Here is a 13,268-nt window from a genome sequence, read left to right on the forward strand (position 1 = left end):
CCCAGTTGATCATCTATGTCTGCGGCACGATGGTTTTCTCTTGAAATATGTCATATCACCGCATCGATCCCCATTGAACCCGGGGCCTTGCGCCCCGCGCGAATTCCGGACTGCGCGAATTGACCTCTCATTTTCTTCTCGGCATCGACACCGGCGGCACCTATACCGACGCCGCTCTCTTCTCGGAAACGCAAGGGGTGGTCGCCAAAGCCAAGGCGCTTACGACCCGCCACGACCTCGCAGTCGGTATTTCCGGCGCGGTCGAAGCGGTGCTCGATCAGGCGAAAGTGCCGGTTTCTGCAATCAGCATGGTCTCGCTGTCGACGACGCTTGCAACCAATGCGCTCGTCGAAGGGCAGGGCGGCCGCGCCGGTCTTGTCATGATCGGCTTTGGCCCCGACGATCTGAAGCGCGATGGTCTCTTGGAGGCGCTGGGCTCCGATCCGGTGATCTTCCTGCCGGGCGGCCACAATGTGCACGGCGGCGAAACCCCACTCGACATGAGCGAGCTCGATGCCACGCTGCCGGCGCTTGCCGGCCAGGTCTCCTCCTTCGCCATTGCCGGCTACTTCGCCGTTCGGAATCCGGATCATGAAAAGCGCGTCCGCGACCGCATTCGCGAAGTCTCGCATCTGCCGGTGACCTGCAGCCATGAACTGTCCTCGAAGCTCGGCGGCCCGCGCCGTGCCTTGACGACCCTGCTCAACGCCCGGCTGGTGTCGATGATCGACCGGCTGATCGGCTCCTGTGAAGGCTTCCTGAAGGCGCGTGGCATCGACGTGCCGATGATGGTCGTGCGCGGTGACGGCGCCTTGATCTCGGCGGAGGAGGCGCGGCTGCGCCCGATCGAGACGATCCTCTCCGGTCCGGCCGCAAGCCTTGTCGGCGCGCGGCATCTGACCGGCCTCGACAATGCGGTGGTCTCCGATATCGGCGGCACCACGACCGACGTCGCGGTTCTGGAAGGCGGGCGTCCGCGGCTCGATGCCGAGGGCGCGGTCGTCGGCGGCTTCCGCACCATGGTCGAGGCGGTGGCGATGCGGACCTATGGCCTGGGCGGCGATTCGGAAGTGCGCATCAACGACCGCGGCTTGAAGGCGAAGATCGATCTCGGGCCGCGCCGGCTGATGCCGCTCAGCCTCGCCGCCGCCCTGCATGGCGACGCCGTCATCTCGGTGCTCGAAAAACAGATGCGCGCCCAGCATACCGGGCGCAACAATGGACGGTTTGCGGTCCGCACCGGCCTGCCGGATCACCTTGCCAGCGGCCTGCAACCGCAGGAGCAGGCGCTCTATGAGCGCATCGGTGCGGTTCCGCTGGCGTTGGAGACCCTGTTGGTCTCGACCCCGCAGAAGGCGACGCTCGATCGGCTGGTGGGGCGCGGGCTCGTGCATATCTGTGGCCTGACGCCGTCGGACGCCATGCATGTGCTCGGCCGGCAATCGCAATGGAACCTTGAAGCGGCTCAGCTTGGCATTCAGCTTGCAGCGCGCACCCGCGACGGCTCCGGTCAGCCAATCGCTTCCTCCCCGGAAGCCATGGCGCAGATGATCGTCGACCGGCTGACGCGGCAATCCTCGGAGGTCATCCTGCAGGCCTGTCTCGGTGAAGATGGCGCCGGCGCGATCGATCCCGCCGTTTCGCAGGCCGTCGACCGGGCGCTCACGCGCACGCCGGGCATCGTCCGCTTCTCGCTTGGTCTCGACCGTCCGCTCGTCGGCCTCGGCGCTTCGGCGCCGGTTTATTACCCTGATATCGCCGAGATGCTCGGAACGGATGCCGCCATTCCCGAAGAGGCCGGCGTCGCCAATGCCGTTGGCGCCGTGGTCGGCCAGGTCAGCGCTACGGTCACGGTTTTCGTGACGATGCCGGAGGAAGGCATCTTCGTCGTCAACGGTGCCGGGGCCAGCGAACGGTTTCTCGACCAGGAACAGGCTTTCGGCGCCGCCCGGCGGCGAGCCGAAGCCGTGGCGCTGGAAACGGCGCGCACCAATGGAGCGGACGATCCCGCTTCGATGCTGCGCGAGGAAATCGATGCGCCGGAAGTCGAGGGCAGCCGCAAGCTGATCGAGGCCCGGTTCATCGCGTCCGCCAGCGGACGTCCGCGCATTGCCCACGACTGATCTTTTCCATTTCGGAAACAATTCTTCGCATCCTTGCAGAATTGACAGGGAATGAATTGGTGAGAAACTGCGGCCGTTTCACGCGCGCGTTGCGCATGGGCTGGTCCGCGATCGGCTACAGGCGCAAGATCAACATGTTGGGGCGTTCTCATCGCATCCGTCCGGATCGGTGACGCTCCTTACGTCTATTTCAAGGAGTTGGCAGATGGACCGCATTGAGAAGTTTGGGTTGAAGATAGATGCGGGTCTCCATCGCTTCCTGGTGGAAGAGGCGATGCCGGGCACCGGCATCGATGCAGAACATTTCTTCGAGCAGCTTTCCGCCCTCGTGCACGATCTGGCGCCGAAGAACCGGGCGCTGCTCGCCAAGCGCGACGAGCTGCAGGCCAAACTCGACGCCTGGTACAGGCAGAACGGCGCCCCCAGCGACATCGAGACCTACCAGGCCTTTCTCCGCGATATCGGCTACCTGCTGTCGGAAGGTGGCGACTTCAGCGTTTCGACCGCCAATGTTGATCCGGAAATCGCGACGATCGCCGGTCCGCAGCTCGTCGTCCCGGTCATGAATGCGCGCTATGCGCTCAACGCTGCCAATGCGCGCTGGGGCTCGCTCTATGACGCGCTCTACGGTACGGACGCGATTTCGGACGCCGATGGCGCCGAGAAGGGCCGCGGTTACAATCCAAAGCGCGGCGCCAAGGTCATCGCCTGGGCACGCGACTTCCTCGATGCCAGCGCCCCGCTGGCGAAGGGTAATTGGGCCGACGTCACCTCGCTCAAGGTTGCGGGTGGCGCGCTGGAGATTGGCCTTAAGGACGGCTCGAACACGACGCTGCGCAACGCCGCTCAATTCGCCGGCTATTCCGGCGCCGAAGGCACGCGGTCGGAGATCGTTCTCCGGCACAATAATCTGCATGCGATCGTCGTCCTCGACGCCTCCACGCCGATCGGCAAGGAGGACCCGGCCGGTATCTCGGACGTCATCCTCGAATCGGCGATCACCACGATCATGGATTGCGAAGATTCGGTCGCGGCCGTCGATGCCGAAGACAAGGTCGTCGTCTACGGCAACTGGCTCGGCCTGATGAAGGGCGACCTCGAAGAAGAAGTCGCCAAGGGCGGCAAGACCTTCACCCGCCGCCTCAATGCCGACCGCACCTATCAGGCCGCTTCAGGCGGCACGCTGTCGCTCCCCGGCCGGTCGCTGATGCTGGTCCGCAATGTCGGACACCTCATGACGAATCCGGCTATCCTCGACCGCGACGGCAAGGAAGTGCCCGAGGGTATCATGGACGCCATGGTCACCGCGCTGATTGCCCTGCACGATATCGGCAACGGCGGCCGCCGCATGAACTCCCGCGAGGGATCGATGTATGTCGTCAAGCCGAAGATGCACGGACCGGAAGAAGTCGCCTTTGCCTGCGAGATCTTCACGCGCGTCGAAAAGGCGCTCGGCATGCCAGCCAACACCATGAAGATGGGCATCATGGACGAGGAGCGCCGCACCACGGTCAACCTCAAGGAATGCATCCGCGCTGCCCGCGAGCGCGTCGTCTTCATCAACACCGGCTTCCTCGATCGCACCGGCGACGAGATCCATACCTCGATGGAAGCCGGCCCGATGATCCGCAAGGGCGACATGAAGCAGGCTGCCTGGATCGGCGCGTACGAAAACTGGAACGTCGATATCGGCCTCGAGTGCGGCCTTTCCGGCCACGCCCAGATCGGCAAGGGCATGTGGGCCATGCCCGATCTGATGGCAGCGATGCTCGAGCAGAAGATCGCCCACCCGAAGGCCGGCGCCAACACCGCCTGGGTTCCGTCGCCGACGGCCGCGACGTTGCATGCGACGCATTACCACCGCGTCAATGTCGCCGAGGTCCAGGCAAGCCTGAAGAGCCGCACCCGCGCCAAGCTCTCCGACATTCTGTCGGTGCCGGTTGCGGTCCGGCCGAACTGGACGCCGGAGGAGATCCAGCGCGAACTCGACAACAACGCTCAAGGGATCCTGGGCTACGTCGTGCGCTGGGTCGACCAGGGCGTCGGCTGCTCGAAGGTGCCCGACATCAACAATGTCGGCCTGATGGAAGACCGCGCGACGCTGCGCATCTCCGCCCAGCACATGGCCAACTGGCTGCACCACGGCGTCGTCACCGAAGCCCAGGTCGTCGACACGATGAAGCGCATGGCCGCCGTCGTCGACGGACAGAACGCCGACGATCCGCTCTATGTCGCGATCGCCGGCAATTTCGACGGCTCGATCGCCTTCCAGGCGGCCCTCGACCTGGTTCTCAAGGGTCGCGAGCAGCCGAACGGCTACACCGAGCCAGTCCTCCACCGCCGTCGGCTGGAGCTGAAGGCGCTGAACGCCGCCTGATTCATCCCTGACGTCTGAATATTGGTGCAGGGCCGTGTGTTCGTCTGAACGCACGGCTCTGTTTTTTCAAGCGCGGTCCCAGCCTCCATGCGCCCGCCAGTCGTCTCCGCCGGTGGCCTAAAATTCGGCCCAGCCGTCTGTGGCGAGTGCGGCGTTGCCCTGTGTTGCATAGACGGCTGGTCGCCGGGCTGCCTGGGCAACAGTCCGCCCCTGGTCGCGGACTGCGGTTGCAGCGGCTGCCGGGGCAGGAGGCCTCGATCCGCCCTTTGCCTGCGTCTCGCCGGCGAGGATGAAGCGTCCGATCAGGTTACGCAGGTTGGTACCTTCCTGCGCCAGGGTGGCGGAGGCGGCATTGGCTTCCTCGACCATCGCCGCGTTCCTCTGCGTCACCTGATCCATTTGGTTGACGGCCGTGTTGACCTCGCTCAAGCCCACGGACTGTTCCCGGGCGGACGTGGCGATCGCAGCCATATGTTCGTTGATGGTGATTACATGCGCCTCGATCGTTTGCAGCGCTTCGCCGGTGTCGCGCACCAGGCGCACGCCGTTTTCGACCTCCTGGCTCGATGTGCGGATGAGATCCTTGATTTCCTTCGCGGCCTTGGCCGAGCGCTGGGCAAGTTCGCGCACTTCCTGGGCGACCACGGCAAAGCCTTTGCCCGCTTCGCCGGCCCGCGCCGCCTCGACGCCGGCGTTCAGCGCCAGGAGGTTCGTCTGGAAGGCGATCTCGTCGATGACGCCGATGATGCTGGATATCTGGCTGGAGGATTCTTCGATCCGCCGCATCGCCTCGACGGCATTGGCGACGACGACGGCCGACTGGGCCGCGCTGGTCTTCGCCTCGCCGGCGACGTCGCGCGCCTCCTCCGTCCGTCTCGAAGAGTTGCTGACATTGGCGGTGATCTGGTCGAGCGCGGCGGCTGTCTCCTCGAGCGCCGCGGCCTGCTGTTCTGTCCGCTTGGAGAGATCGTCGGCGCTCTGGCTGATCTCGCGCGTGCCCATGCCGATGTTGCCGGCGCTGTCGGCGACAGCCAGCAGCGCGTCGTTCAACTGTCCGGCGGCCTTGTTGAGGTCATGCCGCAGCTGTTCGAACTCGGCGGCGAAGGGCTCGTGCAGCCGAACGGCGAGATCGCCATTGGCAAGCCGCTGCAGCCCGGCGGCAAGACCGGCGGTCGCTTGCGTCAGCCGCTGCTGTGCGTCCTGTTCCGCCTGTCTCTGCACGCGAACGCGCTCGGCCTCGCCGGTGCGGAGAGTCTCCTCGGCCTCCGCCTGCAGCCGCAGATTCGATCGCGCGGCCTCCCGGAAGGACTGGATGGCACGGGCCATGTCGGCGATCTCGTCCTTGCCGTTTACCGGCTCGTCGGCATCTTCGACGTGGCCGTCGATCAGCCGGCGCATGGCGGCGATCTGGCGCCCGAGCGGTCCGACGACGCCGCGCAGCACCACAAGGAAGGTGCCGCCGGCAAGCGCCATGACGAGAACGATGATGGCAATGCTGAGCGTCTGCACCGTTTCGAACTCGCGATGCTTGGCTTCAAAGGCCGTGCCGGAAAGTTCGACCTGCAGGTCCGAGATCTCGGAGATCGTCGCCGTCAGCGGATCGATTGTCGCATAGAGCTTGTCGCGCACGAAGGCATCGAGTGCCTTCTCGTCCTTGGCGGAGAGAATTTGCGTCAGCGCCATGATCGAATCCATCGCAACGACCATCTGGCTCCGCGCATTGTCGACGAGCCGTCGTTCCTCATCGGTCATCGAGGTTGCCGCATAGGCATCCCAGTTGGTCTTGATCGTCTCTCGCGCGGCATTGACCGAGGCAAGCCCGCTCTCCATCGTTTCGTTGCCGTTGCGGACCTTGTGTGCAGCATCGACGATCGAGACTGCAAAGGCATCGGAAGTCGCCTTGAGGTTCTTTAGCGGCACGATGCGATCGGCATAGACCGCATCCATCATGTCGCCGGTTTCCGACAGCGTGCTCTGACTGTAAATGGCGATGCCGATGGCTATGGATGACAGAAGCGCAATCGCGCCGATAAGCTTGGTCTTGATCAGCATGCCAGTCCCTCCCGAGCGGAATTTCTGGGCACACTCTTTCGTTTGTTTAGATAACGCTTACTTAATAAGCGGCTGAATTTAAGTCGAATTTGAACTTTTCCGCGTCACGCAGCCGGTTTTCGCGACCCTGATTTGAGGGTGTTTTCGAACGGCAACTGTGCGTGGTTGAAGCGCTCCGTTGCAGCATCGCATCACCGGCAAATGGTGGTTGAGTAACGACGTAAAAAAAGCCGCCGACTGGTGTCGGCGGCTTCGGATGGCTGATGCAGCCCGGTTACTGCTGGACGACGACGCGGGCGTTCTTGCCGGGGCGAACGCGCGAATAGAGATCGATGATGTCCTGGTTGATCAGGCGGATGCAGCCGGACGAAGCGGCGGTGCCGATCGACGACCATTCCGGCGTACCGTGCAGGCGGAACAGCGTGTCCTTGCCCTGGTCGTTGAAGAGATAGAGTGCGCGGGCGCCGAGCGGGTTCTTGAGGCCGGGACCCATGCCTTCCTCGACATACTTGGCGACTTCCGGCTTGCGCTCGGCCATTTCCTTCGGCGGATGCCACATCGGCCATTCCTGCTTCCAGGCAATGTAGGCTTCGCCTTCCCATGCAAAGCCGGCCTTGCCGACGCCGATGCCGTAACGAACGGCCTTGCCGCCGGGCAGCACGTAATAGAGGAAACGATTCGGCGTGTTGACGACGATCGTTCCAGGGCGCTCGCTGGTGGTGTAGTCGACGATCTGGCGATGGAACCGGGTATCGACCTTGTTGATCGGAATGGCGGGCAGCGCGTAACCGTGATCCTCAACTGCGCCATAATCGCCGTTGAAAATCTGATTCGTAGCGACCGTTTGCGCTACGGGAGCGGGTTCGTTCGCAGCCGTTTCGGGCTTGGACGATGTCGTCGAGCAGCCGGCAACAGCGAGTGTCGCCGCGAGGCCGCACAAGAGGAAGGCATTGCGGAAGCGCATGGGAGTCTCTTAAAAAAGAAGCGAAGTAAAAACTGGGTCGCCGCGACCGTCAGTGACTACGGTTATTTTCGATTAGTCTGTGCTATGCAAGAGATTGCGCGGCCACAATTTGGCTGGAAAGTGCAAATTCCATGACCCTTGTTTTTTTGCAACAAAATGACCGGCCCAAAGGGACACCGGGCGCATGACCATCCTCTCCATCCATGACGACAACCCGCTGATCGACGGCCGACAGTCGAATCGCGCGATGATGGTGCGTCGCGGCGTGCAGCGGCTTTTCGCTGAACTGCGCCATTCCGTCCTGCCTGAACTGACGCTGGCGAGCGGGAGGCGCGCCGACCTGATCTCGCTGTCGGTCAAGGGCGAAATCTGGATTGTCGAGATCAAGACCTCGATCGAGGACTTTCGCGTCGACCGCAAATGGCCGGATTACCGGCAGCATTGCGACCGGCTGTTCTTCGCAACCCATGCCGGCGTGCCGCTCGATATCTTCCCCGAGGAATGCGGCTTGCTGCTTTCGGATGGTTATGAAGGGCACATCGTTCGCGAGGCGCCCGAACACAAACTGCCGCCGGCGACGCGCAAATCGGTCTTGCAGCTCTTTGCCCGCACGGCGGCGCAGCGCCTGATGCTTGCGGAGTGGGCAGCCGAGCGCAACGGCGAACTCGGCGATCAGATCGGCGACATCCTCACGGGCAACCGCGACAGCGGCGGCTGACGCCGTTACTTCGGCGCGCGCTTTGCAAGAATGCGTTGCAGCGTCCGGCGATGCATGTTGAGGCGGCGCGCCGTTTCCGAAACATTGCGCTCGCACATCTCATAGACACGCTGGATGTGTTCCCAGCGAACCCGATCGGCCGACATCGGGTTTTCCGGCGGCTCGACGCGCTCGCCCTGGCGCTGAACGAGCGCCGCAAAGATGTCGTCTGCATCGGCCGGCTTGGCAAGATAGTCGACGGCGCCGAGCTTCACGGCGTTTACGGCGGTGGCAATATTGCCGTAGCCGGTCAGCATGATCATGCGCGTGTCATCGCGCCGTCCGCGGATCGCCTCGATCACGTCGAGACCGCTGCCATCACCGAGCCGAAGGTCGATGACGGCATATTTCGGCGGGTTGCCCTTGGCCTTGGCAATGCCTTCAGCCACTGATTCGGCAATGTCGACTGAAAAGCCGCGGGCTTCCATGGCGCGGGCAAGGCGCCTGAGGAAGGGTGCGTCGTCGTCGACGAGCAGCAGGGTGCGGTCCGGTCCGATCAGTTCGGCGTCCTGTGCGGGTGTGCTGGGCGAAGCTGTCGATTTGTCGGTCATTCTGGAATCCTTGAGCGAAAACCTGCGCTTTCGCCGAGATTATAGGTTTCTTCTGGTCTCGTTCAATAAACTGCGAAATGTCATTTCGCCAGTTTCGTATCCATCAGGGCGCGCGGCCATTCGACGCTGACCCGGGCGCCTGGCCTGTCGGGTCCGCCATTTTCGAAGCGCAGGCGCGCGCCCGAACGTTCAAGCAGGGTCTTGGCGATGAAGAGGCCGAGCCCGAGGCCACCGGCGCTGTCGTCCTTCTGCCGCCGCGTCACATAGGGCTCGCCGATGCGCTGCAGGATATCCGGGGCGAAGCCGTCGCCATCGTCCTCGATCGTCACTTTCACGCGGTCCGCGGTGTGCTCGACCGTCACGGCAACTTCCTTCTTGGCATAGTCGACAGCATTTTCGAGCAGGTTGCCGAGCCCATAAAGGATGCCGGCATTGCGGTTGCCGACCGGCTCGGTGGCGCGGTCACCTTTCTCGACGAGATTGATGTGGATGCCGAACTCGCGGTGCGGCGCCATCACCTCTTCGATCAGCGACGACAGCGGCAGCATCCGCATGTGCTCCTCGCTTTCGGAGGAGAGCGTCGTCAGCCGCTTCAGGATATCGCGGCAGCGTTCGCTCTGGCTGCGCAGCAGATGCACGTCCTCGCCGAAGCGTGGATCGTTACCAAGCTCGCGCTCCATCTCCTTGGCGACGACACTGATGGTCGCCAGCGGCGTGCCGAGTTCGTGAGCGGCCGCTGCCGCCAGTCCATCGAGTTGCGACAGGTGCTTTTCCCGCTGCAGAACGAGTTCTGTCGCCGTCAGAGCCTCCGACAGTTCGCTCGCTTCCAGGGAGACGCGGTAGGTGTAGAAGGCGGCAAAGGCGGTCATCGAGACGATCGCAAACCAGATGCCGGCGGTCAAAACCCGCGGCATCAGCAACACCGTGCCCGGATACCAGGGCAGTGGAAAGGGCGAGAAGGCAAGTGCTGTGATCGCAATCACCGCAAGGCCGGCAAGGATGATGCTGTGCGATTTCGGCTGCGATGCCGAAGAGATGATGACGGGGACGCAAAGCAGCGGCGCGAAGGGATTGGTAAGCCCGCCGGTGATGTACAGCAGCCCGGTGATCTGCGCGAGATCGAGGCCTAGAAGCGCGAAAGCGGCCGGCGGCTGCAGCCGGTGGGTTGGCGGATAGCGCAGCGTCACATAGGAGTTGACCAGCGCCAGGCTCGCAATCAGCACCAGGCAGGAAATCAGCGGCAGCGGAAATTGCAGCCAGAAGGCGGTAATGAGGACGGCGATCGACTGGCCGCCGACGGCAAGCCAGCGCAGCCGGACGAGCGTCTGCAGGCGCAGGCTGCGGTTACTGGTCTGGTCGTTGTTGTGTTCGAGCGCAACTGTGGTCATTCGTGCCTGCATTCCAGTCATCGGAGGTTTCGTCTCATGTACCACGCGGCTTTGCCCGTGTCGTCGGCGCCGCATTGGCCGGATCTTCGGGCCAGGGGTGTTTCGGGTAGCGGCCGCGCATGTCCGCCCGCACATCCCGCCACGAGCCCGCCCAGAAGCCGGGCAGGTCGCGCGTCGTCTGGATCGGGCGATGGCCCGGCGAGATCAGTTCCAGCAGCAGCGGCAGGCGGCCGTCGCCGATCGCCGGGTGGATCTTCAGGCCGAAGAGCTCCTGCACCCGGATCGACAGAAGCGGCTCGTCGCCGTCGTAGTGAATTGGGTGCCTTTGCCCGGTCGGCGCCTCGAAATGCGTCGGGGCGAGCCTGCCGAGTTCCCGCTGCCGCTCGTGCGGAATGAGGGAGAGCAGGGCGTCCGAAAGGTTGGACGCCTTGATGTCGGCAATGGCTGTGACGCCATGCTGGAAAGGCACGAACCAGTCGTCGAGACGATCGAGCAGCGCCTGATCGGAGACATCCGGCCAAGGCTCGCCGATCGAGCGGTTGAGGAAGCCGATGCGGTCGCGCATCTGCATCGCCTCTTTCGAAAACGGCAAGACGGCGAGGCCGAGCTGGCGCACGCCGTCGGCAAGCGCGCGCGCGGTAGCTTCGCCGGTTGGCCTGGCAAGCGGCGCCTCCTCGAGGATGATCGCGTCGAGCCTGGTCACGCGGCGCGCGCGCACCTGCCGGCTCTGCCGGTCGAAGAAGCTCTGGTCTTCGCGGGTAATCGCTTCGGGCATATGCTCTTCGACCTCGGCGCGCGACAGTTCGGCGGCCGCCAGCACCCGCTGACCGCCGGCCCGTCCCGTGAGGTCAGCGATGACAAGCATCGGCGCGGCCGCAAGCCGCTCCGTCTCCGGGATCTCCGCGCCGCGTCCGTTGGCCATCACGAACCGGCCGCGGCCGCCGCGCTGAAGCGCGATGCGATCGGGGAAGGCATGCATCAGCAGCGCGCCCGGCTGGACCGGTTCGTTAGATTTCGGCGCGCCCTTCAGCTCCGCCGCCATGCGGCGCGCCAGATTGCGCGATGCCTCGGCGCGGTCGCCACGCTCCTGGCGGAAGCGGCGCAGCCGATCTTCGAGATCGATGCTGGTGCCGCCGAGGCCCTGTTCGGTGAGCATGACCGCGAGCAGACACGCAGCTTCAGCCTGGCCCTCTTCGGCTGCGGCAACCGCCATTGCGGCGAGACGCGGCGGTAACGCCAGATCGCGGATCTTGCGACCTTTCGCCGTCAACGCGCCGGCTTGGTCGAGCGCGCCGAGCGATGCCAGCAATTTCCTGGCCTCGGTCAGCGTCGTTTCGGGCGGTGAGTCGATGAAGGCGAGGGTGGTCGGATCACTGACGCCCCAATGGGCGCAGTCGAGCAGCAGGCCCGAAAGGTCGCTGGCGAGAATCTGTGGTGGCGTAAAGGCGGCAAGTGCTGCGGTCTGGCCGCTGTGCCAGAGGCGGATCGCGATGCCGGGTTCCGTCCGTCCCGCGCGGCCGGCGCGTTGATCGGCAGAGGCGCGCGAGACGCGCACCGTCTCCAGCCGGGTGATCCCGGTCGCGGCTTCAAAGACCGGCAGTCGCTGCAGGCCGCTGTCTACGATAATGCGCACGCCGTCGATGGTGATCGAGGTCTCGGCGATCGAGGTGGCAAGCACGATCTTGCGCGTTCCCTTGGGCGCCGGGCGGATCGCCGCATCCTGCTCCTTCTGGGTCAGGTTGCCGTAGAGCGGCACAACGGTCGTGTTTGCATCGAAGCGGTCCTGGAGCCGCGCGGCGACACGGGCGATCTCGGCCTGGCCGGGCAGGAAGGCGAGGACGGAGCCGTCTTCCGTGCGGTGCGCTTCAGCAATGGCGCGCACCATGGCATCCTCGACACTCTCCCCGCCGCGGTCCTGGTAGCGGATGTCGATCGGATAGCTGCGGCCCTGGCTCTCTATGATAGGCGCGCCGCCGAGCAGGCCTGAGACCCGTTCGACATCGAGCGTCGCCGACATGACGATGATCTTGAGGTCGTCGCGCAGCGCCGCCTGTACGTCGAGTGCGAGCGCGAGGCCGAAGTCCGCGTCAAGCGAACGCTCGTGGAATTCGTCGAACAGCACGGCCGCGACGCCCTTAAGTTCCGGGTCGTCGAGGATCATGCGAGCGAACACGCCTTCGGTCACGACCTCGATGCGCGTCCTGGCAGAGATGCGGTTGTCGAGACGCATGCGATAGCCGACGGTTTCGCCGACCTTCTCGCCGAGAAGCTCCGCCATGCGTCCGGCGGCAGCCCGTGCCGCCAGCCGCCGTGGTTCAAGCAGAATGATCTTGCCGCCTTTCGCCCAGCCCTGCTCGAGCAGGAAGAGCGGAACGAGCGTCGTCTTGCCGGCGCCGGGCGGAGCCGAGAGCACTGCCGACGGCCCTGCGGCGAGTGCGTGCGCCAATTGAGGCAGGACCTCGCGAACCGGCAGGGCAGGAAGATGTGTCGTCACGTCTGGGCCTCCGCCCCGTTTTCGATGTGGTGTGACGCTCTGCCGTCCGGATCGGGCGGAGCGTAGCGCACAAGAATGATCGATATACCGGCCATATGGTCATTGTGTCGGGCACGGCGAACATCTCGCAAGTACGGTAAGAGGCCATCGAAGGGCAAGGCACCGCCCATTTGTGTGCCCTGCGAAGAGCAAGTTCGCATAGATCTGCGGCTGGGATCCAGGGCTGGCCGAGTGCTCCCTATATAGCGGAACGAGACGTCCTTCAGCTAAGGCAGCGCTCGCATCGTTCCGAGACAAAACGACGATGTTTGATGTCGTGCAGCGATCCGGAAGGAATTTGACCGTTTGATCAAAGATTCGCGGTGCGATTCCGGAGGTTTTCGCTCCTCGAAATCGACAGAGTTTATCAACAGTCGAAAAACATATTTAGATTCAATGGCTTGTTCTTTTTTGAAGTTTTTTTGAAGATCGCTGTTGACGTCTGTGAGGATGGGGGTCTATAAGCCCGATCACTGACGAGGGCGGCGGCGCTGCTGGCGACGACGACCTTCGCTCTAGAGTT

The 13,268-nt window shown here is 63.9% G+C and carries 8 protein-coding genes; 3 read left to right on the top strand and 5 right to left on the bottom strand.

The genetic code is table 11. The features are described from left to right. Positions 1-119 precede the first annotated feature (119 nt). Together AC3WWH_RS12425 and AC3WWH_RS12430 are read left to right on the top strand one after the other, a co-directional pair. Positions 120-2,123, top strand: a complete 2,004-nt coding sequence (locus tag AC3WWH_RS12425; protein WP_057252075.1) for a hydantoinase/oxoprolinase N-terminal domain-containing protein — start codon at positions 120-122, stop codon at positions 2,121-2,123. A 205-nt stretch (positions 2,124-2,328) separates the two neighbouring features. Beyond that, positions 2,329-4,500: a malate synthase G gene (locus tag AC3WWH_RS12430; protein ID WP_058321587.1), complete on the top strand. Its 2,172-nt coding sequence runs from the start codon at positions 2,329-2,331 to the stop codon at positions 4,498-4,500. A gap of 117 nt (positions 4,501-4,617) precedes the next feature. On the opposite strand, the gene AC3WWH_RS12435 is transcribed toward AC3WWH_RS12430, so the two are convergent. Together AC3WWH_RS12435 and AC3WWH_RS12440 are read right to left on the bottom strand one after the other, a co-directional pair. Continuing rightward, on the bottom strand, positions 4,618-6,552 hold the full coding sequence (locus AC3WWH_RS12435; RefSeq protein WP_058321586.1) for a HAMP domain-containing methyl-accepting chemotaxis protein: 1,935 nt from the start codon (positions 6,550-6,552) through the stop codon (positions 4,618-4,620). A 274-nt stretch (positions 6,553-6,826) separates the two neighbouring features. Then, positions 6,827-7,516, bottom strand: coding sequence for a L,D-transpeptidase (locus tag AC3WWH_RS12440; RefSeq protein ID WP_057252078.1), 690 nt, complete (start codon positions 7,514-7,516; stop codon positions 6,827-6,829). A 184-nt stretch (positions 7,517-7,700) separates the two neighbouring features. Here AC3WWH_RS12440 and AC3WWH_RS12445 point away from each other — a divergent pair, with 184 nt between their 5' ends. Next, complete coding sequence (locus tag AC3WWH_RS12445; RefSeq protein ID WP_057252079.1) at positions 7,701-8,234, top strand: MmcB family DNA repair protein; 534 nt, start codon at positions 7,701-7,703, stop codon at positions 8,232-8,234. Positions 8,235-8,239: 5 nt separating this feature from the next. On the opposite strand, the gene AC3WWH_RS12450 is transcribed toward AC3WWH_RS12445, so the two are convergent. From AC3WWH_RS12450 to hrpB, 3 genes are all read right to left on the bottom strand, one after another. Then, complete coding sequence (locus AC3WWH_RS12450; protein ID WP_057252080.1) at positions 8,240-8,824, bottom strand: ActR/PrrA/RegA family redox response regulator transcription factor; 585 nt, start codon at positions 8,822-8,824, stop codon at positions 8,240-8,242. A gap of 80 nt (positions 8,825-8,904) precedes the next feature. Next, the gene (locus AC3WWH_RS12455) at positions 8,905-10,212 is read right to left on the bottom strand and encodes an ActS/PrrB/RegB family redox-sensitive histidine kinase (protein WP_058321584.1); all 1,308 of its coding nucleotides are present in this window, start codon (positions 10,210-10,212) and stop codon (positions 8,905-8,907) included. Between the two features lie 34 nt (positions 10,213-10,246). Next, on the bottom strand, positions 10,247-12,706 hold the full coding sequence (gene hrpB, locus AC3WWH_RS12460) for an ATP-dependent helicase HrpB (protein ID WP_492376987.1): 2,460 nt from the start codon (positions 12,704-12,706) through the stop codon (positions 10,247-10,249). Positions 12,707-13,268: the final 562 nt, after the last annotated feature.

The organism is Ensifer sp. EB106-03-01-XG145 (assembly GCF_058792075.1).